This window comes from Citrobacter sp. MGH100, from assembly GCF_001034465.1.
GTDB classification, from domain to species: domain Bacteria; phylum Pseudomonadota; class Gammaproteobacteria; order Enterobacterales; family Enterobacteriaceae; genus Citrobacter; species Citrobacter youngae.
The window spans coordinates 909,846-933,670 of the sequence record NZ_KQ089801.1; the positions used below are offsets into that span (position 1 = coordinate 909,846).

Sequence of the window (23,825 nt, forward strand, 5' to 3'; positions counted from 1 at the left end):
AAAAACAATGATCAAGCTCGGCATCGTGATGGATCCCATCGCAAGCATCAACATCAAGAAAGATTCCAGCTTCGCTATGCTGCTGGAAGCGCAACGCCGCGGTTACGAAATTCATTATATGGAGATGGCCGATCTTTATCTGATCAACGGTGAAGCCCGCGCCCATACGCGTACCCTGAGCGTAGAGCAGAACTACGACAAATGGTATGAGTTCAAGAGCGAGCAGGATCTCCCGCTGGCAGACCTGGACGTTATTCTGATGCGTAAGGATCCGCCGTTTGATACCGAGTTCATTTATGCAACCTATATTCTGGAACGTGCAGAAGAAAAAGGGACGCTGATCGTCAACAAACCGCAGAGCCTGCGCGACTGCAACGAGAAGTTGTTCACCGCATGGTTTGCCGATCTGACGCCGGAAACGCTGGTCACGCGTAACAAAGCGCAGTTGAAAGCCTTCTGGCAAAAACACAGCGACATCATTCTCAAACCGCTGGACGGCATGGGCGGAGCCTCTATTTTCCGCGTGAAGGAAGGCGATCCGAACCTTGGCGTTATTGCGGAAACGCTGACAGAGCACGGTACCCGCTACTGCATGGCGCAGAACTATCTGCCGGCCATTAAAGATGGCGATAAACGCGTGCTGGTGGTCGATGGCGAACCCGTTCCGTACTGCCTGGCGCGTATTCCGCAGGGCGGTGAAACCCGTGGCAACCTGGCTGCAGGTGGTCGTGGCGAGCCACGTCCATTAACCGACAGTGACTGGGAAATTGCCCGTCGCATTGGGCCGACGCTGAAAGCCAAAGGTTTGATTTTTGTCGGTCTGGATATCATTGGCGATCGTCTGACGGAAATTAACGTCACCAGCCCAACCTGTATTCGTGAAATTGAAGCGGAGTTCCCGGTTTCGATTACCGGTATGCTGATGGATGCCATTGAAGCGCGCCTGCAAAAATAAAAGAACTCGCCGGTAGAAGGGACCCTACCAATACTAATAGTGACAGCGCTCCTGTTTGTACGCATACTGGGCGCTGTTGCTTTTTTGAACCAGGAAACAGAACCTCTGACAATGAATTTACAGCATCACTTTCTAATTGCCATGCCTGCTCTCCAGGATCCAATTTTCCGCCGTTCCGTGGTGTATATCTGCGAACACAATGAGAACGGAGCAATGGGGATTATCGTCAATAAGCCTCTGGAAAACTTACAAATTGAAGGGATTCTGGAAAAGCTGAAGATCACGCCTGAAGGACGCGATCCGTCCATCCGTCTGGATAAAGCAGTGATGCTCGGCGGCCCGTTGGCGGAAGACCGCGGATTTATTCTGCATACTCCGCCCGCCCGTTTTGCATCCAGTATCTTAATTTCTGATAACACTATCATCACGACCTCCCGCGATGTATTAGAAACGTTGGGCACGCAGGAGCAACCGTCCGAGGTGCTGGTGGCATTGGGCTATTCATCATGGGAAAAAGGCCAACTGGAACAAGAGCTACTGGATAACGCCTGGCTCACCGCCCCCGCCGATCTCAACATTCTGTTTAAAACGCCGATTGCCGACCGCTGGCGCGACGCTGCCAAACTTATCGGAATAGATATTCAGACCATGCCCGGCGTGGCGGGACACGCATGATGAGCGGAACATTACTCTCTTTTGATTTTGGTACGAAAAGTATCGGCGTCGCCGTGGGTCAGCGCATTACCGGTACGGCCAGGCCATTGCCCGCCATCAAAGCACAGGACGGTACGCCAGACTGGAATTTGATTGAACGCCTGCTGAAAGAGTGGCAACCGGATGAAATCATTGTCGGCCTGCCGCTCAACATGGATGGCACCGAACAGCCCCTTACCGCGCGCGCACGTAAATTCGCTAACCGCATTCATGGTCGCTTTGGCGTAACCGTAACGCTGCACGATGAACGTTTGAGCACCGTCGAAGCCCGCTCAGGCCTGTTTGAGCAAGGCGGTTACCGGGCGTTGAATAAAGGCAAAGTGGACTCCGCTTCTGCCGTTATTATCCTCGAAAGCTATTTCGAGCAGGGCTATTAAAGCCGCCCCTGCGCCTGTCGCTGCTGTAAACTTTGTGCAAACGTCTGCATACCTGTCTGCTGCCCGGTTTGAATCACGCCGGGTAGCTGATGCGTTTTCCCTTCGCGGATCAAATTGCCCACGGCGGGCGTGTTGACGAGCAGTTCGAATAGCGCCACGCGTCCCCCCTGCTTATCCTCCTCCAGTTTTTGCGAAAGAACCGCCCGCAGGCTATCTGCCAGTTGGTTACGCACAGGATCTTTCTCTGTTGCTGCAAAGGAATCCACCAGCCGCGCGATGGCCTGCGCCGCACCTCGCGTATGTAACGTTGCCAGCACCAGATGTCCGGTCTCCGCCGCCGTTAATGCCAGCCGAATGGTTTCCACGTCGCGCAGCTCTCCCAGCAAAATAACGTCGGGATCTTCGCGTAGCGCACCGCGCAAACCGGTGGCGAAAGAGGCGCAGTGTGCGCCCACCTCCCGCTGTTGAATTAGACAACGTCGGCTGGTGTAGCGATATTCAATAGGATCTTCCAGCGTCAGGATGTGCCCCTCAATATGCTGATTAAGATACTCCACCATCGCCGCCAGGGTCGTAGATTTACCGCTGCCGGTAGCGCCTGTCACCAGAATCAACCCGTTTTCACTGTGAAGCAGTTCAGGTATGACCGCGGGAGGCTGAAGATCGTCTAAATGGGGACAATCCAGCGGTAGCAGTCTTAGCGCCAGCGAGGTTCCCTGCAGATGGACAAATGCGCTGGCGCGCAGCCGCCGGGAGTCCGTCAGGGTAACGGCAAAATCAATCTGCCCTTGCTCCTGCAACTGTACCTGTTGTTGCTCACTGAGCCAGCACATCAGCAGATTCTCTACGTCAGGCGCGGTAAACGGTGCGCTTTCGACTTTTCCATGTCTACGCCAACGCGCAGGCCATGCATTGCACAGGTGTAGATCCGACACGTTATGCTTTACACTAAGGGCCACTATTTCTTCCATATTCATATGAACATCCTCGGAAAATGAACGATATCGCGCATAACCTGGCACATGTCCGGGACAAAATCTCAGCCGCCGCGACGCGTTGCGGGCGGTCTTCAGAAGAAGTTATGTTGCTTGCAGTCAGCAAAACCAAACCTGCGAGCGCCATCGAAGAAGCCATTACCGCAGGATTATTTTCAATTGGTGAAAACAATAACTAATGGCGAGTAGCCACGCTCTTGATTTTCCATACACCATTTTCTTCTACCATGCAGTCAATGACTTTTTGAGATGACTCACCTGTTCCAAATGTCAAATAGACATTGGTACAAATAGGATCAGTTATAGTCAGATCAATACTAATATGCTTACTCCAGTCTTCATCTGCAAAATCCTGAACCTTTAGAAAATAATCCTCTTCAAGCTCATTATTCATATAAGCTTGTTTTAATTTATTCAATGTATCAATACTAACGAAAGGCTCTAATGCCGTCGGGTTATCTGCAACTGGGATGACATTATGAGCAATCTGCTTTATATACCAGGTATTGAATTTTAATGCTTGCGTATCAGCAGGAACTATTTCTGCCATAGCAAATGATGAGAATAGAAAAGTAAATAATATTAATCGCTTCATCAGTTGTGCCTATATAATTTATACGAAGGCTGACTTTTACGATAACCGGGGCCGGGGTAGACGCCATGTTCGATAGCTGCTGTTACTGCCCTGGCACAATAACCCGTAGCGTGTGGATGAGCATTATGTCTAACAAAATTTATAGCGGCTTCTTTATTCCACATTTACAACACCTCATTTATAAACGAAGAATATGAAATATCACAAAGCGAACCATTAGCATGAACATTAAATGCTTCTAACTCCATTTATTGACATCATCACCATGTCCCAAACTTATATTTGCAATGTGTATTATCGTTTAGTTATAAAATAATAAAAAATATTCACCCCACCAATTATGTAATACCTTAATTTTATTAGAGATATAATTTCACACCTGTTTTTATTACTTTAAACCTTTAAATTAAAGCAAGCCTGAGCTAAATAAAAACGAATTAAAAATTCTATTTATTAAATCTGTTTACATCCTCCTACAGACTCACATTTTGTACTCAGCACATCCACAGTCCCACCAGGCGCGGTAAACGGTGCGCTTTCGACTTTTCCATGTCTGCGCCAACGCGCAGGCCATGCATTGCACAGGTGTAGATCCGACACGTTATGCTTTACACTAAGGGCCACTATTTCTTCCATATTCATATGAACATCCTCGGAAAATGAACGATATCGCGCATAACCTGGCACATGTCCGGGACAAAATCTCAGCCGCCGCGACGCGTTGCGGGCGGTCTTCAGAAGAAGTTACGTTGCTTGCAGTCAGCAAAACCAAACCTGCGAGCGCCATCGAAGAAGCCATTACCGCAGGGCAGCGAGCCTTCGGTGAAAACTATGTCCAGGAAGGGGTGGATAAAATCCGCTACTTTCAGGAAAAAGGCGTCAACGATCTGCAGTGGCACTTTATCGGCCCGCTGCAGTCCAACAAAAGTCGTCTGGTCGCAGAACATTTTGACTGGTGCCATACGATTGATCGTCTGCGCATCGCTGCCCGTCTGAGCGAACAGCGCCCGGCAGACCTGCCGCCGCTGAATGTGTTGATCCAGATAAATATCAGCGATGAGAACAGTAAGTCAGGGATTCCGCTGGCAGAGCTTGATGCCCTGGCTGCTGAAGTCGCTGCGCTGCCGCGCATTACCCTGCGTGGCTTGATGGCGATTCCCGCGCCTGAGTCAGATTATGTAAGGCAGTTTGAAGTTGCACAGCAAATGGCTGTAGCATTTGCCGGGTTGAAAACACGCTACCCAAATATCGATACGCTCTCGCTGGGGATGTCTGATGATATGGATGCCGCTATCGCGGCGGGTAGCACGATGGTGCGCATCGGCACTGCCATTTTTGGTGCTCGTGATTACACTAAAAAATAAGGAAAATTAAGGAACACCATGAATACGTTGACCTTCCTGCTCTCAACGGTAATTGAGCTGTATACCATGGCGCTGCTATTGCGTGTGTGGATGCAGTGGTCTCGCTGCGATTTTTACAACCCGTTCTCACAGTTTATTGTGAAAATCACCCAACCTATTATTGGGCCGTTACGCCGCATTATCCCCCCGATGGGACCGATCGACAGCGCATCAGCATTAGTCGCGCTCGTTCTCAGCTTTATCAAAGCCATCGTGCTGTTTAAGGTGGTGACGTTCCAGCCGATCATCTGGATCGCCGCCGTGCTGATTGTCCTGAAAACCATCGGACTGCTGATTTTCTGGGTACTGCTGGTGATGGCGATTATGAGCTGGGTCAGCCAGGGCCGCAGCCCGGTGGAGTACGTGCTGATCCAACTGGCGGATCCGCTGCTGCGTCCTATTCGTCGTATTCTTCCGGGAATGGGTGGGATCGATTTCTCGCCGATGATCCTGGTTCTGCTGCTCTATGTCATTAACATGGGGATCGCGGAAGTGTTACAGGCGACAGGCAACATGCTGCTGCCGGGGCTGTGGATGGCACTATGAGTGCCGTAACACCCTGCGATGACGGTCTGGTTTTACGGCTCTACATTCAGCCGAAAGCCAGCCGTGACAGTATTGTGGGTTTACATGGCGACGAGCTAAAAGTCGCCATTACCGCCCCGCCGGTTGATGGACAAGCCAACAGCCATCTGGTGAAGTTTCTCGGCAAACAGTTCCGCGTAGCGAAAAGCCAGGTCGTTATTGAGAAGGGCGAGCTTGGTCGGCACAAACAGGTTAAAATTATTCATCCGCAACAGATCCCGCCCGAAATTGCGGCGCTAACTGATTAGGTATCCCATGCAAAAAGTTGTCCTCGCGACCGGCAATGCCGGTAAAGTGCGTGAACTCGCCTCTCTTCTGAGTGATTTCGGTCTTGATGTTGTAGCCCAAACGGATCTGGGTGTTGATTCTGCAGAAGAGACCGGGCTGACGTTTATTGAGAACGCCATTCTGAAGGCGCGTCATGCCGCACAAATTACGGGTTTGCCAGCCATTGCTGATGACTCCGGCCTGGCGGTTAATGCCCTTGGCGGTGCGCCGGGTATCTATTCAGCCCGCTATTCCGGCGAAGATGCGACCGACCAGCAGAACCTGGAAAAACTGCTGCACACCCTGCGGGATGTCCCGGATGACCAGCGTCAGGCGCAATTCCACTGCGTGCTGGTGTATATGCGCCATGCGGACGATCCCACGCCTTTAGTGTGCCACGGAAGCTGGCCGGGCGTGATTACCCGTGAACCGGCCGGAAACGGTGGTTTTGGTTACGACCCAATCTTTTTTGTGCCGTCCGAAGGAAAAACAGCTGCTGAGCTGACCCGCGAAGAAAAAAGTGCGATTTCCCACCGCGGACAGGCACTGAAGCTGCTGCTGGATGCCCTGCGTGATGGTTAACCTTCCGCCGCTAAGTCTTTATATTCACATTCCCTGGTGCGTGCAGAAATGCCCGTACTGCGACTTTAACTCGCATGCCCTCAAGGGTGAGGTTCCTCATGACGACTATGTTCAGCACCTGCTGAGCGATCTGGATACTGAGGTGGCCCACGCCCAGGAGCGTGAAGTAAAGACAATTTTTATCGGTGGTGGTACGCCGAGCCTGCTTTCTGGCCCGGCAATGCAAACGTTGCTCGACGGCGTGCGCGCACGGCTGAATCTGGCCGCAGATGCAGAAATCACGATGGAGGCTAATCCCGGGACGGTGGAAGCCGATCGCTTTGTTGATTATCAACGCGCTGGCGTCAACCGTATCTCGATTGGCGTACAGAGCTTTAGCTCTGCCAAACTCGAGCGTCTGGGACGTATTCACGGGCCGGAAGAAGCCAAACGAGCAGCACACCTGGCGAGCGGTCTGGGGCTACGCAGCTTTAACCTCGACCTGATGCATGGTTTGCCGGATCAGACGCTGGAAGAGGCGCTGGGCGATTTACAGCAGGCCATCGCGCTCAATCCACCGCATCTTTCCTGGTATCAGTTGACCATCGAACCCAACACGCTGTTCGGTTCCCGACCGCCTGTTTTACCGGACGATGATGCGCTGTGGGATATTTTTGAGCAAGGCCACCAGTTGCTGACCGCCGCCGGGTATCAACAGTACGAAACCTCAGCCTATGCGAAGCCAGGCTATCAGTGTCAGCACAACCTTAATTACTGGCGTTTTGGTGACTATCTCGGTATTGGCTGCGGCGCGCATGGCAAAATTACGTTCCCGGACGGGCGCATTCTGCGTACCACCAAAACGCGGCATCCGCGTGGCTACATGCAAGGGCGTTATCTCGAAAACCAGCGTGATGTCGCCGAAGCCGATAAGCCGTTCGAGTTCTTTATGAACCGTTTCCGGTTGCTTGAGGCCGCACCTCGCGCGGAGTTCAGACAATATACCGGGCTTACCGAGGACGTTATTCGTCGACAGATCGATGAGGCTATTTCCCAGGGCTACCTGAGTGAATGCGATGAATACTGGCAGATTACCCAACATGGTAAGCTGTTTTTGAATTCTCTGTTGGAGCTGTTTCTGGCGGAGTAATACGGTAACGATCCAGGCCGGATAAGGCCTTGAGCCGCATCCGGCAAATTGCCTGATGGCGCTGCGCTTATCAGGCCTACAGGGTTAGGTCGATAAGCGCAGCCACCTTCATCGATTAATACTGATTAAACATTTCCTGAATCTGCTTAGGATCTTTGGTTTCGGTCAGCGCCAGCTGCAACAGAACACGCGCTTTTTGCGGGTTCAGCGAACCAGACGCGACAAAGCCATATTTCGCATCATCAACTTCAGCATCCTGGGTGGTAGCACCAGTCGGTACACGGGATGAACGTACGACAACGGTTCCTTTATGCGCGGCAGTTGCCAGCGTATCGAAAATGGTTTTATACAGGTTACCGTTACCTACACCCGCACTAACGATCCCTGCGTAACCCGCATCTACCAGCGCTTTTGCCGGCAGATCGGAGGCGTTAGCATAGTTGTAAACAATCCCGACTTTCGGCAGCTCGGTCAGCTTAGAAACATCGAACGGCGTGGATGTGGTGTGCTTACGCGCAGGCGTACGCTGGTAGTCGATTTTACCGTTATGAATGTAACCCAACGGGCCGTAGTTAACGGATTTGAAGGTAGCAACGTCAGTGGTATTGGTTTTGGTCACGTCGCGACCATCCATAACGGTGTCGTTCATCACCACCAGCACACCGCGGTTGGCAGAGGCTTTATCTGCGGCGGTTACCACGGCGTTATACAGGTTGAACGGGCCATCAGCGCTCATACCGGTAGATGGACGCATCGCGCCTACCAGCACCACCGGCTTGTTGCATTTGACGGTCAGATCGAGGAAATAGGCGGTTTCCTCCATGGTATCCGTACCATGCGTTACCACGAAGCCGTCGGTTTTATCACACTCGGTATTAATCTTTTTCGCCAGCGTTAACCAGACGTCGTCATTCATATCCTGGGAGCCGATGTTCACTACCTGCTCACCTTTAACCACGGCGATATCTTTCAACTGAGGTACGGCCTCAACCAGATTTTCTACGCCAACCTTGCCTGCCGTGTAGTTAGATTTTGTCGCGGAATCACCACCACCGGCAATCGTCCCGCCGGTCGCTAAAATGGTGATGTTTGGCAGTGCAAGCGCCGCGCCGCTGAAACCCATAACTAGTGCGGCAAGTGCCGTTTTCTTGAAAAACTCCATGTTATTTCTCCAGTTACTTGAATTTGCAGCATTATGTCTATCCTACAGATGAATAATGTGACGAGTTCCAATTAACCAGATTTATATCTCCACCAAATTGCCATTCTTAGAGATGGATATCAAAAAAACAGAAATATACAAAATAAAACGGCGCAAAATGTTTCTGCGCCGTTAAAAAGAGGTGAAGATTATTTCAGAGTGCTAACCAGCGTTTTACGATCGTTTTCCAGCGTCACGACGCGGGCACAAACATCTTTGCCAAACTGCTGGAAGTCTTGTTCCTGATTCTTCCATTCGTTTTGAATTGAGGTTTGCAAGCCACCGAGACTCCCAAGCACACCCTGCAACGGATTACCACCGCCTTTGAGTACGGCTTTGGCACCCATTTCGTTGATGCTGTCCTGCAAAATACCGCCCATCGCCTGATTAACCAGCTGTTGTCCGTCCGCGCGGACTTGATCAATCGCCTTATAATGGAAGGTCAGGCCATCAGTTCGATGCTCGATGATGCGGTTCATCTGCTCTTTCAATTGCGCATCCAGCTTGGTTAAGCGGCCACGCATGTTGCTGCTTTCACCGACCTCTTTGGCGATGATTTTATCCAGCGCCACGCGACCTTTCTCTACGCGCGCTCTGGCACCTTCGTCAATCCACGGCAGGCTGCTACGCAACGCCGCCTGATAATCTTTGGCTTGCTCACGCTGTGCGGCGTTCAGGTTGTACTGTTTACCGTTGAAGGTGACATCGCCGGCCTGGGTAATAATCAGGTCGCCGTTCTCGCCCTTCACCTGCACCGTTTGTGGGCTCAAAATCACATCGTCACGCGGGGTGACGCTGCACTGGTAATCTGCATGTGCGGCCATCGCCGTGAACGTTAGGACTGCCGCCAGCAGCGTTTTGCGCATCATATCTTTCCCTCAAGACAAATCGGGCCGGCATTTGCCGACCCTGTGCTACTTAGTCCCACCAAATATCGAAAAGTTCGCTGGTACGCACTTCTTCGAGTTTGTGCTCTTCCAGCCACTTACGTACGATTGCCTGGTGTTCTTCGGTGCATTTGCCGATTTCCTGCAGACAGATCAGACCTTCCCAGGCCAGATAGCCGCTGCCGTCAAAAGCCAGCTTGTTCGGTTCGATAACTTCATTGATAAAGTCATCAACGATTTGATCGACCTGCTCTCCAGATGTACCTTCCGGGAAACGCCATGCAACCGAAAATCCTACTTCCTGGAATTCTTCGATGTGCATCTTTTTACGCAGACGACGGCTACGGTTCTTTGCCATTATTTCACCCTCTCGAACATTAAGTCCCATACGCCGTGGCCAAGACGATGACCACGTTGTTCAAATTTGGTTACCGGGCGCGATTGTGGGCGCGGTACATAATCGTTACTCTCGGACTGGTTTTTATACCCGTCAATGGAGGACATCACTTCCAGCATATGTTCCGCATAAGCTTCCCAGTCGGTTGCCATGTGGAATACGCCGCCCAGCTTCAGCTTACTTAAGATATGCTCAGCAAACGGTACCTGAACGATACGGCGTTTATTATGACGTGCTTTATGCCACGGGTCAGGGAAAAACAGCTGAACCATAGATAAAGAATTGTCAGGAATCATTTTATGCAGGACTTCAACGGCATCATGGCACATGACGCGCAGGTTCTCGACACCCTCTTCATGGGCTGAAGCCAGACACGCACCAACGCCCGGCGAGTGAACCTCAATGCCGAGGAAATTCTGTTCCGGACGCGCTTTCGCCATTGCGACCAGCGACGCTCCCATACCAAAACCGATTTCCAGCGTGACTGGCGCATCACGGCCAAACAGTTCTGCGAAATTTACAGGCTCTTCGCTGAACTCAACGCCCATCACCGGCCAGTAGTTTTCCAGCGCGTGTTCCTGCCCTTTCGTCAGTCGCCCCTGGCGACGAACAAAACTACGAATCCGGCGCAGAGGGCGGCCGTTTTCATCAAATTCCGGTGAAATGACGTCGTTCTTCATAAAAGTTTAGTCTGCTGTGTTTGAGTTCTGAAAACGGGCATTATCCAAAGTTAGTTGCCGGATGCAAGTAAAGGAAGAAAGTGAGCAGCGGAAAGTTCCGGTTTACACCCCGTTGCCGCTGTGCTGCAATCTTGCCCCCGGCAATAATGAAACGGTAATCATGCAAGCGTCTCAATTCTCGGCTCAGGTGTTGAGCTGGTACGACAAATACGGGCGGAAAACGCTACCCTGGCAAATTGACAAGACGCCTTACAAAGTATGGCTCTCTGAGGTAATGCTGCAACAAACTCAGGTTGCGACCGTTATCCCTTATTTTGAGCGCTTTATGGCGCGCTTCCCAACGGTAAGCGATTTAGCCCATGCGCCGCTGGATGAAGTCTTGCATTTATGGACCGGCCTTGGCTATTACGCCCGAGCGCGTAATCTGCATAAAGCCGCGCAGCAGGTTGTCACGCTGCATAGCGGTATATTTCCGCAAACTTTTGATGAGGTGGCTGCTCTGCCAGGCGTCGGTCGCTCAACCGCAGGCGCGATCCTTTCCCTCTCTCTGGGTCAGCATTTTCCGATTCTCGACGGTAACGTCAAACGCGTGCTGGCTCGCTGTTATGCTGTAAACGGCTGGCCGGGTAAAAAAGAGGTCGAAAAGAAGCTGTGGGAGTTGAGCGAGCAGGTGACGCCCGCCCATGGCGTTGAGCGTTTTAATCAGGCGATGATGGATTTAGGCGCCATGGTCTGTACGCGCTCAAAACCTAAATGTTCGCTGTGTCCGTTGGATAATGGCTGTGTGGCCAGCGCCAATGCAAGCTGGGCGTTGTACCCGGGTAAAAAACCCAAGCAAACGCTGCCAGAACGAACGGGCTATTTTTTACTGATGCAGCATGATGACGAAGTGCTGCTCGCACAGCGACCGCCCAGCGGCTTATGGGGTGGTTTATACTGTTTTCCACAGTTTGACGACGAAGATGGACTGCGCAACTGGCTGGCGCAACGGCAAATTAACGCAGATAATCTGACCCAACTTAATGCGTTTCGCCATACCTTTAGCCATTTCCACTTAGACATTGTGCCTATGTGGCTTCCTGTGTCTTCATTCGGCTCATGCATGGATGAAGGCAACGCGCTCTGGTATAACTTAGCGCAACCGCCGTCGGTCGGACTGGCGGCTCCCGTGGAGCGTTTGTTACAGCAATTACGTGCCGGTACACACGTTTAACGTACCGGTCGATAGAGAGGATTTTTTATGAGCAGAACGATTTTTTGCACTTTCCTGCAACGCGAAGCAGAGGGCCAGGATTTTCAGCTGTACCCGGGCGATCTGGGGAAACGCATCTACAACGAGATTTCTAAAGAAGCATGGGCGCAATGGCAGCATAAGCAAACCATGCTGATTAACGAGAAGAAGCTCAATATGATGAACGTTGAGCATCGTAAACTGCTTGAGCAGGAGATGATCAACTTCCTGTTTGAAGGCAAAGATGTGCATATTGAAGGCTATACACCAGAGTCTTAAGAACCGTTGCCGGATGGCGCTGCGCTTATCCGGCCTACGATTTAATCTGGTCCTTGCAAATAACAAACACAACACGCACTCCCGGAATGATGAAAAAATTTCTCGCGCTTGCCGTTATTGCGCCGTTGCTCATCTCCTGTTCCAGTTCGACCAAAAAAGGCGATTCCTATAACGAAGCCTGGGTCAAGGATACCAACGGTTTTGATATTCTGATGGGGCAATTTGCCCATAACATTGAGAATTTGTGGGGATTTAAGGAAGTGCTGATTGCGGGTCCAAAGGACTACGTAAAGTATACCGATCAGTATCAAACCCGCAGCCATATCAACTTTGATGACGGTACGATAACCGTCGAGACCATTGCCGGGACAGATCCCGCCGGACACCTGCGTCGGGCGATTATCAAGACATTGCTGATGGGGGATGATCCGGGTTCTATCGACCTCTATTCCGATGTCGACGACATCAAGATTTCCAAAGAGCCGTTCCTGTACGGGCAGGTGGTCGATAATACCGGCCAGCCCATTCGTTGGGAGGGACGCGCCACCAATTTCGCTGACTATCTGCTGAAAACACGCCTGAAAAGCCGCAGCAATGGTATTCGCATCATCTATAGCGTGACGATCAACCTGGTACCGAACCACCTTGATAAGCGCGCGCATAAATACGTCGGCATGGTGCGTCAGGCTTCGCGTAAGTATGGCGTCGATGAGTCGCTGATTCTGGCCATCATGCAAACCGAATCCTCATTTAACCCGTATGCGGTCAGCCATGCCGATGCGCTGGGACTGATGCAGGTGGTACAGCATAGCGCCGGGAAAGATGTGTTTCGCTCGCAAGGGCGCTCCGGCACGCCGAGCCGTAGCTTCCTGTTTGACCCGGCCAGCAACATTGATACCGGTACCGCCTATCTGGCTATGCTCAACAATGTCTATTTAGGCGGCATTGATAATCCAACCTCCCGTCGCTATGCGGTCATCACGGCATATAACGGCGGTGCGGGCAGCGTGCTGCGCGTTTTCTCGAACGATAAAATTCAGGCCGCGAATATTATCAACAGCATGACCCCGGGGGACGTTTATCAAACACTGACCACCCGACATCCGTCTGCTGAATCACGCCGATACCTTTACAAGGTCAATTCCGCCCAAAAATCATATCGACGCCGCTAATATATCCCTCTTCTGCCCCGGTAAACGGGGCCCGGAAGAGGGTAAAGTGTTAACCCCATCACTCTTTTGCTTTGCAATCAGAAATTGTTTGCAAATATTTGTCACAGGTAACAAAAAAAGAGTGTCTCTCGTTGATAGAATCACATCATCAAGCCCCGGCAAATGTGCCTTTTAAAACATTCATCCGCATTACGGTGTGAGGAAATTAACATGAATCTTAAGCTGCAGCTGAAAGTGCTCTCGTTTCTGCAGTTCTGCTTATGGGGTAGTTGGCTCACTACCCTCGGCTCCTATATGTTTGTCACCCTAAAATTCGATGGTGCATCCATTGGCGCAGTGTATAGCTCGCTGGGGATCGCCGCCGTGTTTATGCCTACGCTGTTAGGGATCGTGGCCGACAAATGGATCAGTGCGAAATGGGTGTACGCCATTTGTCACCTGGTCGGCGCAGCAACGCTGTTCGCCGCAGCCGAAGTCACCACCCCAGGCGCCATGTTCTTTGTGATCTTGCTTAACTCTCTGGCCTATATGCCAACGCTGGGGTTAATCAACACCATTTCTTACTATCGCCTGCAGTCAGCCGGGATGGATATCGTTACAGACTTCCCGCCAATCCGTATCTGGGGCACCATTGGCTTTATTATGGCGATGTGGGGCGTGAGCTTCTCCGGCTTCGAGCTGAGTCATATGCAGCTGTATATCGGTGCAACGCTGTCCGTTGTTTTGGCGCTGTTCACGCTGACGCTGCCGCATATTCCGGTGGCTAACCAGCAGAAAAACCAGAGCTGGTCGTCCATGCTGGGCCTGGATGCTTTCGCGCTGTTTAAAAACAAGCGTATGGCGATTTTCTTTATCTTCTCAATGATGCTGGGCGCTGAGCTGCAGATTACCAATATGTTCGGTAATACCTTCCTGCACAGCTTCGATAACAACCCGCTGTTCTCCGGTAGCTTCATCGTTGAACACGCCTCGGTGATGATGTCGATCTCGCAGATTTCCGAGACGCTGTTTATCCTGACCATCCCATTCTTCTTGAGCCGTTACGGTATTAAGAATGTAATGCTTATCAGTATTGTGGCGTGGATGCTGCGCTTCGGCCTGTTTGCCTACGGCGATCCGACACCGTTCGGTACCGTGCTGCTGGTTCTGTCGATGATTGTTTACGGCTGCGCCTTCGACTTCTTCAACATCTCTGGCTCGGTATTCGTGGAGAAAGAAGTTCGCCCTGAAATCCGCGCCAGCGCACAGGGTATGTTCCTGATGATGACCAACGGCTTCGGTTGTATTCTTGGCGGTCTGGTGAGCGGTAAAGTGGTTGAACACTATACGCTGAACGGTATTACCGACTGGCAGACCGTGTGGCTGATCTTCGCAGGTTACTCGCTGGTTCTGGCTTTTGCCTTCGTGGCGCTGTTTAAATACAAACACGTACGCGTTCCGGCAGGTACCCAAACTATCGCGCACTAACGTTTACGCAGAGATAAGCGGGTTGCCAAAAGGTAACCCGCTTTTTTTGCGCTTACTTCACAACATATCCATACAGACGCTTAATACCGTCGGCATCCGTTTCACTGTAAACGCCTTGCAGCTCCGGCGAAAAACCCGGCAGCAGGTTTACGCCCTCTTCCAGCGCCAGGAAATAACGTTGCACCGCCCCGCCCCAGACTTCACCCGGTACCACGCACAGCACGCCCGGAGGATAAGGCAGCGCACCTTCTGCCGCAACGCGACCTGCGGCATCAGAAATTCGCACCAGTTCGACATCACCGCGGATGAAAGCGCTGTTCGCATCCTGCGGGTTCATCGCCACGGCAGGCAAACTCTCCTGGCGGAACATCGCTTTTTGCAGATCCTTGACATCAAAGCTGACGTATAAATCGTGCATCTCCTGACACAGTTCACGCAGCGTGTAATCCCGATAGCGTACCGGATACTTGTTGAAGATGGTGGGCAGCACATCTGCCAGCGGCGTATCGTCCTCAATATGCTGCTCAAACTGCGCCAGCATCGCCACCAGTTGCGCCAGTTTCTCGGTGCTTTCTGCCGGGGTCAGCAGGAACAGAATCGAGTTAAGGTCGCATTTCTCTGGAACAATGCCGTTTTCACGCAGGTAATGCGCCAGAATCGTCGCCGGAATACCAAACTCAGTATATTGCCCGGTTTGCGCATCAATGCCCAGAGTAGTTAACAACAGCTTGCAGGGATCAACGAAGTACTGGTCGCGCGCGTAGCCGGAAAAACCATGCCATTTAGCACCCGGTTCAAAGCTAAAGAAGCGGCGCTCGCTGGCAATCACCGGCGTCGGATAGCTTTCCCACGGTTTGCCATCGACTACCGGGGGAATAAACGGCTGAATCAGCTTACAGCGGGTAAGTATCGCTTTACGGGCCTCGATCCCCAGCGCCACACACTCCGCCCATAGCCGACGACCGCTCTCGCCTTCATGGATTTTGGCGTTCACGTCCAGCGCCGCAAACAGCGGGTAAAACGGACTGGTGGAAGCATGCAGCATAAACGCATTGTTCAGACGCTTGTGCGGGCAGAATCGCGCCTGACCACGAATATGGTTATCCTTTTTGTGGATCTGCGAGGTTTGCGAGAATCCGGCCTGCTGTTTGTGTACCGACTGGGTGACAAAGATCCCCGGATCGTCAGCATTGAGCTCCAGTAGCAGCGGTGACCCATCGGCCATCATCGGAATAAATTGCTCGTAGCCAACCCAGGCAGAATCAAACAGGATGTAATCGCACAGGCTACCGATCTTGTCGATCACCTGCCGGGCGTTGTAGATCGTGCCGTCATAGGTACCTAGCTGAATGATTGCCAGACGGAACGGACGCGGCTGGTCAGCCTTGTGCGGCGCAACGTCACGCAGTTGCTGGCGCAGATACGCCTCATCAAAGCAGTGCTCGTCAATACCGCCAATAAAGCCAAACGGATTACGCGCCGCTTCCAGATAAACCGGCGTCGCGCCTGCCTGGATCAGCGCGCCGTGGTGGTTGGACTTATGGTTGTTGCGGTCAAACAACACCAGATCGCCGCGCGTCAGCAGCGCATTGGTCACCACTTTATTCGCCGCAGAAGTCCCGTTCAGCACAAAGTAGGTTTTATCCGCGTGGAAAACTTTCGCGGCAAATTTCTGCGCATGTTTCGCTGATCCCTCATGAATCAGCAGATCGCCCAGCTTAACGTCAGCGTTGCACATATCCGCGCGAAACAGGTTCTCGCCAAAGAACTCGTAGAAATGTCGACCCGCCGGATGCTTCTTAAAAAACTCACCATGCTGGTGCCCCGGACAAGCAAAGGTACTGTTCCCCATTTCAACATACTGGGTCAGCGTGTCATAGAACGGCGGCAGCAACTCTTCCTCATACCGACGGGCGGCAGACTCCAGCTCCAGCCAGTCCTGCGCATTGCCGCAGATAACCGCTTCAACGTCTGCCAGGACATCCACGTTGGTCTCTGAAAATATAAACACCGGTATGTGAAACCCGGTGCGTTTCAGCAAAGCCAGGATCCCGCTGCGGCTGTCCGCAACGGTAATGACGACTGCCGCGACGTCAGTAAAATCGGTACTGTCCAGCGTCACCACCTTGCGATGAGTAGACAGACGGGAAACCAGTTCACCACTGGCGGCAATATTCATTGATTTCATAAGCGCAAAAACCCGTATCGGGAGAATCAAAAGTCCCGGGCAAAGCCGCATTGCTATGCCCCACGAAATGACAGGTCAAACTGGTCACCAGCCCCGACCGCCAGACATCAGTAAAAGCAGATAGCCTCTGATTTTACTGTTATCCTGCAGTGAGCGTGCGCTGCCCTCACCGCATGGTGGGAGAGTATAGATAAGTCGCAGGAAGGGGCAAACGTCGCGCAAAAAGGCGATATTGAAGGCGATGTAGGGGGAGTAATATCATCCCAGGCAGCCCCATTCAGACAGGAGAAAATTCGCGCAATCATGGCACCTTTCACCTACAGGCGCAAGATAAAATCCTGTGCTTAAACCTCACAGATAAACAAACATTTCGTCTGAAAATAGCGGCATAATAATGCAATCTGAAACATAATTTCACCCAGACAATTGCCTTTAACATCAATACGATAATAGGTATGCAGGAGCTAACGTGGTAATCGGACCCTTTATTAATGCCAGCGCCATTTTACTCGGTGGCGTTCTTGGCGCGCTGCTCAGCCAGCACTTACCCGAACGTATTCGGATCTCAATGACCTCAATATTCGGGTTGTGCTCGTTGGGGATTGGTATCCTGCTGGTTATCAAATGCGCTAACTTGCCGGTGATGGTGCTGGCAACGCTGCTCGGCGCGCTGATCGGCGAGTTCTGTCATCTGGAAAAAGGCATTAATACCGCTGTCGCCAAAGCGCAGCAGCTTTTCACCAAATCGGATGTCAATGCAACACACGAATCTTTCATCCAAAGCTACGTGGCTATCATCGTGCTGTTTTGCGCCAGCGGGACCGGGATCTTCGGTGCGATCCATGAAGGGATGACCGGCGATCCTAATATTTTAATCGCCAAGTCATTTTTGGATTTCTTCACGGCCATCATCTTTGCCTGCTCATTAGGAATCGCGGTATCGGCAATTTGTGTGCCGATGCTGGCAATTCAGTTGACGCTCGCCACCTGCGCGGCTCTGATTTTACCGCTGACAACCCCAGCCATGATGGCCGATTTCAGCGCGGTAGGCGGACTGCTGTTGCTGGCGACGGGTCTACGTATTTGCGGAATCAAAATGTTTGCGGTGGTGAATATGCTTCCCGCCCTGCTGCTGGCAATGCCGCTTTCCGCAGCATGGACGGCATTTTTTGCCTGAGAATGCGTGCAATACCAGCAATGTGGTGATAGATTGTGCAGTCTGCATTGATTTGAAGAAATTTCGTTGACGAAACGAAGTGAATCGGGTTTAATGCGCCTCGTTGCCCGGATAGCTCAGTCGGTAGAGCAGGGGATTGAAAATCCCCGTGTCCTTGGTTCGATTCCGAGTCCGGGCACCAAAATTTAGTTTCATGGCGTACCTGTGCGTCCTGAAACGTTAAAAAATCAGTAAGTTACAAAGAGTCTGGAGTATCAATAGATACTGCCAGATTTTTTGACACCCAGAGTTTTTGGGGGCTTAATTGGGGGCCTGTCGGTTCGATAAACTCTGGAGCCCCCGCTATGCCACTCACCGATACCGCCATTCGCAATGCAAAGCCGCTCGATAAACCCTACAAACTCAGCGACGCACAGGGCTTATACCTGCTGATTAAACCCAACGGCTCTAAACTCTGGCAACTCAAGTACCGCTTTGGCGGCAAGGAGAAGAAGCTGGCGTTTGGCGCTTACCCGACCGTGACGCTGGCGAATGCGCGTAAGCTGCGTGAAGAAGCTCGTACGGTACTCAGTGCGGGCGACGATCCGGGGGTGAAAAAACAGCAGGAGAAGCAGGCGAAGAAAAGCGGCAATACGTTCGAAGAGGTCGCCCGTAAGTGGCTGGCGGGCAATATCCGCTGGACGGAGCATCACGCGGCGAAGATCCTGCGCTCACTGGAGCTACGCGTTTTCCCGCTGATCGGTAAGATCCCCGTTACCGACCTGAAAACCGCCGATCTGCTAATCCCGCTGCGGGTGGCGGAGAGAAAAGGCAATCTGGAGACCGCCGCACGCATTCAGCAGCGCACCACGGCAATTATGCGCTATGCGGTGCAAGAGAGCCTGATCACCAGCAATCCGGCCAACGATCTGACCGGAGCCATCGCGCCGCCGCCGAAAAACCACTACCCCGCCCTGCCGCTGGAGAAAATGCCGGAATTACTGGAGCGGCTGGAAAGCTATTCCGGCAGATTACTGACACGGCTGGCGGTACAGCTTAACCTGCTGATCTTTATCCGCTCCAGCGAACTACGTTTTGCCCGCTGGACAGAGATCGATCTGGATGGTGCCATGTGGACGATCCCCGCACAGCGTGAGCCGATTCCGGGCGTGCGTTATTCAGAGCGCGGCGCAAAGATGAAAACGCCGCATCTGGTGCCGCTGTCAACGCAGGCGGTGACGGTGCTGAAGCAGTTAAAACTGCTGTCCGGCAGCAGTGAGTTATTGTTCCCCGGCGATCACGATCCGCGCAAGCCGATGAGCGAAAACACCATCAACAAGGCGCTGCGGGTGATGGGGTACGATACGAAAGTAGACGTGTGCGGCCACGGCTTCCGCACGATGGCCTGTAGCGCACTGATTGAGTCCGGGCGCTGGTCGAAAGACGCCGTGGAGCGGCAGATGAGCCATCAGGAGCGTAACAATGTTCGCGCCGCGTATATCCACAAGGCGGAACACCTCGACGAGCGCACACAGATGATGCAGTGGTGGTCGGACTGGCTCGACGCCTGTCGGCAGAAGTTCGTTGCGCCTTATCGGTATGACAGGCAGGTTCAGGTGGCCTGAATTTGTTGATGAACCACGCCGTAAAGCAGATCTCAGCGGATCTGCTTTTTATTTGCACTTACTTTGGTCCTTTTTAATCTGATGTTATTCAGCGCTTCCCCTTTTATGGTGGCGACTGATAACATGCTCAGCGTCACTCTACCTGCTTTTTACTTCCTGTTTTTCCTTTCTAACAAAACTTCTTATTCTATTTTTATTGGAGAATTTTATGTCAAACCTCCAGCAGCGTATTGTTATTACCGGCGGGCCAGGTTCCGGTAAAAGCACACTCATTGACGCTTTGATTACTAAAGGTTATACGTGCTTGCCTGAAGCTGGCAGAGGCGTTATTCAGACTCAGGTTTCCATCAATGGAAATGCGCTTCCATGGAGCGACAGAATGGCTTTTGCAGAATGGATGCTATGTTGGGAAATGCGTTCATGGCATGCCGTTGAAGGGTGCAATGAGATCTGCTTTTTTGATCGAGGAATTCCTGATATTGCAGGCTATCTCAACTTATGCCATTTACCTGTACCAGCCCATTTAGATAAGGCCATTCAGACATTTCGTTACAGTAAACAAGTGTTTATTGCGCCGCCATGGCCAGAAATTTACACACAGGATGCGGAGCGAAAACAGTCGATTGAGGAGGCCGAACTGACATATCTCGCAATGGTGACCACTTATCAAAAATACGGTTACCAGCTACTTGAATTACCTCGTGCCTCAGTGGAGAAACGGGCTGAGTTTGTCATTTCTAATATAGCCAATAAGGGAAAAAACTGAACCAACATATTTTGCAGGTTTTTAAAAGTTGCTGTGGTTCTGCTTTTAATTTGCACCAGTATCAAAATCCATTTCGCTGCGCCAGATCCCCCCAGTTAAATGTCGAACTGCGCCAGTTCCGGCCCTTTAGGCCCTTTGGCCTTTTCCGGTCTGGCGCTGTTACCCTTAATATTCCTTTACCCTTCAGCCTTTTGCTTTTCATGATTGCACCAGAACAGGAAATTACTCCTCATCCCGCCGCCCGTAAACCTGCGCCACATAACGCCCGCGCCCGTCGCCGTGGCCCAAATCCATCGCCGTCAGCGCCAGCGCTTCTTTTTCGCTGAATCCCTGCGCCAGATGATGGCGAATGGCATCCTGAGTCCACGCATAACGCAGCGAGTGCGGGGTATACATCCCCGTCAGTCCGGCTTCGGCAAGCTCCCCCCGCCAGTAGTTCATGGCTTTCTGGAGGTTGGACTGGTCGATCAGCCTGCCGTTACGTTCTTCTGCAACAGCCAGGGCGTTATCCAGCGCTTTTTTCATTGCGCCAGCATCCTGAATAACGGTTCCACGCGGGCGATGGCCTTTAGTGCCGAACACCACCGTCAGCCGGGTTTCGCCGCGCTCCAGCGCCTTTTTCCACGCTTTCAACGACTGGCAGCACTGCACCGCTTCCTGCGAGCGCAGGCCCATCAGCCTTGCCAGTTCCAGCGTTGCCGCCAGTCCGGCGTCTTTCGCGCGGGCAGTATCCAGCACCTGCCGGTAATACTCCGGCGTGATGGCCCGGTTAGTGCCGTTGCGGGATGCGCCAGCCAGCCCTAATGCTTTATTGGTCAGTCGCGAATGCTCCACAATCTGTCTGCGTCCGGCCTGTTGCAGCACTTTTCGCAGCGAAGCCATTTCATTTTGCAGCGTTCGCTGCGCGATCCCCTGCGCCAGTCGCGCCTGAATATAGCATTCAATATGGCGAACCCTGATCTGCGCCACCCGCTGGATCTGGATATTCAGCTCACGTAAATGGCGGCTGAACCGCTGCACAATATGAATACGACCATCCACCGTTTTAAAACTGCCGCCCGCTTTTTTCGCCAGCCCTTTCATTTCATTGCCTAATTTGCCCATAGTTACCCCTTGCCGCTGTGAAAAAGCACAATCTGGCCCCGGCGTATGCTTTATGGCTGCGCCAGAACGATACCTTCACGCCGGGGTGGCAGGTTGTTGAGGTGTAGGGAGTTTCAGACTGTACGCGGTACAGGCTGCCTGCCGTAGCAGGAAATTCTCCGGGGCATCATGCCCCCTCGGTATCGATCTTTTTCTCCTTTTCTGAACCGACAGGGGCCTGAAAACGGCGTGTCAGTGCGGGGGATTAGGGCGCAGGCCAGATTTTTCGTGGCTTGCGTCGGCGTGGTGGTGCGGCGTCACTTGCGCCCGTAATACGGGACTCAAGTGACGCCCGGTCAGGTGTCGTGCTCTGAAAGAACCAATTCTGGTGCAGGTTTACGGTCACGCGGCAGCAAAGCCTTGCGGCAATGCAGCCCGCAGCCCGTAACGCAAAAGGCGCTGATGTAGCAGCAGGTGCAGGATTTACCGGAAAGTTTCCGGCGCGGTGAAGCATCGACCAGTGGACTGGTGCAGGTAAAAGGCGCTGAAACTCAGCAGGTGTAAGTGAACCGTGAAATCGGGTGATTTCCGGTTGGGTGGAATGGTAGCCGATGAACTGGCGCAGTAAAAGTATGTAGCGTGTATAACTTCGGGCCTCTGCCGCGATGTTCTGCGACCCGGTGTTTGCAGAGGTCTGCACCGGTAAAGGGATCAACCGTCCTGATAACAGGTGCTTCTTTCAGGTTGTGAAGCAAAGGGAGCTGTCGACGACAGCATATTGCAGGAGGAAGATTACACCCGGTTTATGAGGATGAAAAGGGGAAATCTTTTTTCTGGAAATTGAGTTGTTTGTGGATTTTTTCGTCATTCTGTGAATGGCAGTCTGCCGCGCTTCGCTTGCCTTCTCCCGATCTTCAGCCAGCAGAGCTGACAGAAGATCGGGAGAGTCTGTTTTAACGCGATCTGAGATAGCGGGAAGGCCATATTTGCTCTGGCGCAACGCCCAGCGCTTCAGCAATCAATCTTTCGCCTTTGGGCCAGTGCCTTATTAGCGCATTTGCCAGCGTGGAGGATGCCAGCCCTGAGTTGCGGGAAACGGCGGACAGCGATGTTCCGCGCTTTTTCAGCGCCGCGATGATGTCGGCAGAATGCCAGTCCGTTTGCATCATGCCGCCACCCCGTCAATAAACTTTACGCCGTCAGGTGTACGCAGCCAACGCGGGGCTTTCATTTCTGCCGCAAAGTAATTGATCAGGTCATACAGCAGCCAGCTAAGGAATTTCTCCGTTTCCGAGGAAAATCCCTGCCCCGCCAGCGTCTGCGTCAGGGCAAGGCAGTAGTTGCAAAGTTCGGTACATTCCGGCCCAAACTGAGGGGCGTTTGCGGGGAGGGTATCAACGGTCAGGCTTTCAACAAGATGGGGCGGGACAGGTTCTAACAGCGTGGGCTGGAGCAGTGCCAAAGCGGTGTTAAGTCTGCCGCAGAGCGCCATTTTTAACGCGATATCTTTACTTTCAATCAGGGTTTCAGCGAAGTTTTCGCAGTGGCTGGCAAGGACGGTGAAGTCCGTGGCGGCATTGAAGGGAACAGCAAGTAACGGGTGTGTTTGAGTGGGGATCGTAGCCATAGTGGCAGCCTCCAGTATGTGGTTTTAATACCACCACCGGAGAGGTCAATCTCACGGGTGGTGGACTGAACGAGGTTGACCTTACCGGCCATACTGGATACCGGCGCACCTTACGGTGCCCTCGCCCAGCCCACCATTGAGGTATAGCCGTGCGCGCAACACAAAAAAAGACGCAGGCGCGTCATGTGTCGCCAGTATGTGGTATTTCAGGAGGTCAATCCCGGCACCTGATTTTGCAGGTGCGGGTAAAAGATACCGCGTTTAGTTTTGTCAGACAAGGAATTTTCGGGGGGCCCCATTACACCTATCTGATCAATAATGCCAGCAGCAAAACAGTGACTGAATTCACCTCAACACAAAAATACGACCATCTCAATTAATTGTTATCTAAAGCAAAGATTGAATCATCAAGAAAAATCGCCTACGATAGCGGAAGCCATCCCCCGGGATCCTTAGCTTCTACA

26 protein-coding genes, 1 tRNA gene and 2 pseudogenes are annotated in these 23,825 nt (G+C 52.2%); 18 read left to right on the forward strand and 11 right to left on the reverse strand.

The window, feature by feature from the left end:
* Window positions 1-7 precede the first annotated feature (7 nt).
* The 3 genes from gshB (at window position 8) to ruvX (ending at window position 2,046) form a co-directional block, all read left to right on the forward strand.
* On the forward strand, window positions 8-955 hold the full coding sequence (gene gshB, locus SK32_RS15870) for a glutathione synthase (protein WP_003027083.1): 948 nt from the start codon (window positions 8-10) through the stop codon (window positions 953-955).
* 111 nt (window positions 956-1,066) lie between these two features.
* Complete coding sequence (locus tag SK32_RS15875) at window positions 1,067-1,630, forward strand: YqgE/AlgH family protein (protein WP_048213499.1); 564 nt, start codon at window positions 1,067-1,069, stop codon at window positions 1,628-1,630.
* Window positions 1,630-2,046: a Holliday junction resolvase RuvX gene (gene ruvX, locus SK32_RS15880; RefSeq protein ID WP_006686843.1), complete on the forward strand. Its 417-nt coding sequence runs from the start codon at window positions 1,630-1,632 to the stop codon at window positions 2,044-2,046. The genes SK32_RS15875 and ruvX overlap by 1 nt, the downstream gene beginning before the upstream one ends.
* Here the strand turns inward: ruvX and SK32_RS15885 are convergent.
* Complete coding sequence (locus tag SK32_RS15885) at window positions 2,043-3,023, reverse strand: type IV pilus twitching motility protein PilT (protein WP_003027090.1); 981 nt, start codon at window positions 3,021-3,023, stop codon at window positions 2,043-2,045. The genes ruvX and SK32_RS15885 overlap by 4 nt on opposite strands.
* 17 nt (window positions 3,024-3,040) lie before the next feature.
* On the opposite strand from SK32_RS15885, the pseudogene SK32_RS15890 reads away from it, so the two are divergent.
* Window positions 3,041-3,211, forward strand: a pseudogene (locus SK32_RS15890) (YggS family pyridoxal phosphate enzyme); the annotation flags it as partial.
* A 5-nt stretch (window positions 3,212-3,216) separates the two neighbouring features.
* On the opposite strand, the gene SK32_RS15895 reads toward SK32_RS15890, so the two are convergent.
* Window positions 3,217-3,636: a DUF3828 domain-containing protein gene (locus tag SK32_RS15895; protein ID WP_048213194.1), complete on the reverse strand. Its 420-nt coding sequence runs from the start codon at window positions 3,634-3,636 to the stop codon at window positions 3,217-3,219.
* Window positions 3,637-4,152: 516 nt separating this feature from the next.
* Window positions 4,153-4,278: pseudogene (locus SK32_RS26265) on the reverse strand (type IV pili twitching motility protein PilT); the annotation flags it as partial.
* 17 nt (window positions 4,279-4,295) lie between these two features.
* On the opposite strand from SK32_RS26265, the gene SK32_RS15900 reads away from it, so the two are divergent.
* Genes SK32_RS15900 through hemW form a run of 5 tightly spaced genes read left to right on the forward strand, consistent with a single transcriptional unit; the run spans window position 4,296 to window position 7,602 of the window.
* Complete coding sequence (locus tag SK32_RS15900; RefSeq protein ID WP_048213195.1) at window positions 4,296-5,000, forward strand: YggS family pyridoxal phosphate-dependent enzyme; 705 nt, start codon at window positions 4,296-4,298, stop codon at window positions 4,998-5,000.
* An 18-nt stretch (window positions 5,001-5,018) separates the two neighbouring features.
* The gene (locus tag SK32_RS15905; RefSeq protein ID WP_003825417.1) at window positions 5,019-5,585 is read left to right on the forward strand and encodes a YggT family protein; all 567 of its coding nucleotides are present in this window, start codon (window positions 5,019-5,021) and stop codon (window positions 5,583-5,585) included.
* On the forward strand, window positions 5,582-5,872 hold the full coding sequence (gene yggU / locus SK32_RS15910; RefSeq protein ID WP_005123286.1) for a DUF167 family protein YggU: 291 nt from the start codon (window positions 5,582-5,584) through the stop codon (window positions 5,870-5,872). The genes SK32_RS15905 and yggU overlap by 4 nt, the downstream gene beginning before the upstream one ends.
* 7 nt (window positions 5,873-5,879) lie before the next feature.
* Entirely contained in the window at window positions 5,880-6,473 is a 594-nt protein-coding gene (locus tag SK32_RS15915; RefSeq protein ID WP_048213196.1) for an XTP/dITP diphosphatase, read from the forward strand.
* Window positions 6,466-7,602 (forward strand): radical SAM family heme chaperone HemW, encoded by a 1,137-nt coding sequence (gene hemW, locus SK32_RS15920; RefSeq protein WP_048213197.1) that lies wholly within the window; start codon window positions 6,466-6,468, stop codon window positions 7,600-7,602. Before SK32_RS15915 ends, hemW begins: the two co-directional genes overlap by 8 nt.
* Window positions 7,603-7,717: 115 nt before the next feature.
* Here hemW and ansB read toward each other — a convergent pair whose 3' ends face one another.
* The 4 genes from ansB to trmB form a co-directional block, all read right to left on the reverse strand.
* Window positions 7,718-8,764 carry an L-asparaginase 2 gene (gene ansB / locus SK32_RS15925; protein WP_048213198.1) on the reverse strand — a complete coding sequence of 349 codons (1,047 nt, stop codon included), beginning with the start codon at window positions 8,762-8,764 and terminating at the stop codon, window positions 7,718-7,720.
* A 188-nt stretch (window positions 8,765-8,952) separates the two neighbouring features.
* Window positions 8,953-9,672, reverse strand: a complete 720-nt coding sequence (locus SK32_RS15930) for a YggN family protein (RefSeq protein ID WP_048213199.1) — start codon at window positions 9,670-9,672, stop codon at window positions 8,953-8,955.
* A 49-nt stretch (window positions 9,673-9,721) separates the two neighbouring features.
* The gene (locus SK32_RS15935; RefSeq protein WP_003027115.1) at window positions 9,722-10,048 is read right to left on the reverse strand and encodes a YggL family protein; all 327 of its coding nucleotides are present in this window, start codon (window positions 10,046-10,048) and stop codon (window positions 9,722-9,724) included.
* Window positions 10,048-10,767, reverse strand: a complete 720-nt coding sequence (gene trmB, locus SK32_RS15940) for a tRNA (guanosine(46)-N7)-methyltransferase TrmB (RefSeq protein ID WP_003027117.1) — start codon at window positions 10,765-10,767, stop codon at window positions 10,048-10,050. Before trmB ends, SK32_RS15935 begins: the two co-directional genes overlap by 1 nt.
* A gap of 160 nt (window positions 10,768-10,927) precedes the next feature.
* On the opposite strand from trmB, the gene mutY reads away from it, so the two are divergent.
* The 4 genes from mutY to SK32_RS15960 all read left to right on the forward strand — a co-directional run bounded on the left by mutY (window position 10,928) and on the right by SK32_RS15960 (window position 14,916).
* Complete coding sequence (gene mutY / locus SK32_RS15945; RefSeq protein ID WP_086523813.1) at window positions 10,928-11,980, forward strand: A/G-specific adenine glycosylase; 1,053 nt, start codon at window positions 10,928-10,930, stop codon at window positions 11,978-11,980.
* A gap of 27 nt (window positions 11,981-12,007) precedes the next feature.
* Window positions 12,008-12,277 (forward strand): oxidative damage protection protein, encoded by a 270-nt coding sequence (locus tag SK32_RS15950; RefSeq protein ID WP_003027126.1) that lies wholly within the window; start codon window positions 12,008-12,010, stop codon window positions 12,275-12,277.
* An 86-nt stretch (window positions 12,278-12,363) separates the two neighbouring features.
* Window positions 12,364-13,449: a membrane-bound lytic murein transglycosylase MltC gene (gene mltC, locus SK32_RS15955; protein WP_049001609.1), complete on the forward strand. Its 1,086-nt coding sequence runs from the start codon at window positions 12,364-12,366 to the stop codon at window positions 13,447-13,449.
* A 210-nt stretch (window positions 13,450-13,659) separates the two neighbouring features.
* Window positions 13,660-14,916: a nucleoside permease gene (locus SK32_RS15960; RefSeq protein WP_003027130.1), complete on the forward strand. Its 1,257-nt coding sequence runs from the start codon at window positions 13,660-13,662 to the stop codon at window positions 14,914-14,916.
* 52 nt (window positions 14,917-14,968) lie between these two features.
* On the opposite strand, the gene SK32_RS15965 is transcribed toward SK32_RS15960, so the two are convergent.
* Complete coding sequence (locus SK32_RS15965; protein ID WP_048213201.1) at window positions 14,969-17,104, reverse strand: ornithine decarboxylase; 2,136 nt, start codon at window positions 17,102-17,104, stop codon at window positions 14,969-14,971.
* A 469-nt stretch (window positions 17,105-17,573) separates the two neighbouring features.
* Between SK32_RS15965 and SK32_RS15970 the strand changes: the two genes are divergently transcribed.
* From SK32_RS15970 to SK32_RS15985, 4 genes are all read left to right on the forward strand, one after another.
* Window positions 17,574-18,281, forward strand: a complete 708-nt coding sequence (locus SK32_RS15970) for a DUF554 domain-containing protein (RefSeq protein WP_048213202.1) — start codon at window positions 17,574-17,576, stop codon at window positions 18,279-18,281.
* Between the two features lie 105 nt (window positions 18,282-18,386).
* Window positions 18,387-18,462 (forward strand) — tRNA-Phe (locus tag SK32_RS15975).
* Between the two features lie 163 nt (window positions 18,463-18,625).
* Window positions 18,626-19,885 carry a tyrosine-type recombinase/integrase gene (locus SK32_RS15980; protein ID WP_048213203.1) on the forward strand — a complete coding sequence of 420 codons (1,260 nt, stop codon included), beginning with the start codon at window positions 18,626-18,628 and terminating at the stop codon, window positions 19,883-19,885.
* Between the two features lie 208 nt (window positions 19,886-20,093).
* Window positions 20,094-20,651, forward strand: a complete 558-nt coding sequence (locus tag SK32_RS15985; protein WP_048213204.1) for an AAA family ATPase — start codon at window positions 20,094-20,096, stop codon at window positions 20,649-20,651.
* Between the two features lie 222 nt (window positions 20,652-20,873).
* Here the strand turns inward: SK32_RS15985 and SK32_RS15990 are convergent, their stop codons facing one another.
* The 3 genes from SK32_RS15990 to SK32_RS16000 form a co-directional block, all read right to left on the reverse strand.
* Window positions 20,874-21,755, reverse strand: a complete 882-nt coding sequence (locus tag SK32_RS15990) for an integrase domain-containing protein (RefSeq protein WP_048213205.1) — start codon at window positions 21,753-21,755, stop codon at window positions 20,874-20,876.
* Between the two features lie 932 nt (window positions 21,756-22,687).
* On the reverse strand, window positions 22,688-22,903 hold the full coding sequence (locus SK32_RS15995) for a helix-turn-helix domain-containing protein (protein WP_048213206.1): 216 nt from the start codon (window positions 22,901-22,903) through the stop codon (window positions 22,688-22,690).
* A complete protein-coding gene (locus tag SK32_RS16000) occupies window positions 22,900-23,361 on the reverse strand; it encodes a hypothetical protein (protein WP_048213207.1) in 462 nt (153 codons plus the stop codon). Before SK32_RS16000 ends, SK32_RS15995 begins: the two co-directional genes overlap by 4 nt.
* Window positions 23,362-23,510: 149 nt before the next feature.
* On the opposite strand from SK32_RS16000, the gene SK32_RS26065 reads away from it, so the two are divergent.
* The gene (locus SK32_RS26065; RefSeq protein WP_140168315.1) at window positions 23,511-23,741 is read left to right on the forward strand and encodes a hypothetical protein; all 231 of its coding nucleotides are present in this window, start codon (window positions 23,511-23,513) and stop codon (window positions 23,739-23,741) included.
* Window positions 23,742-23,825: the final 84 nt, after the last annotated feature.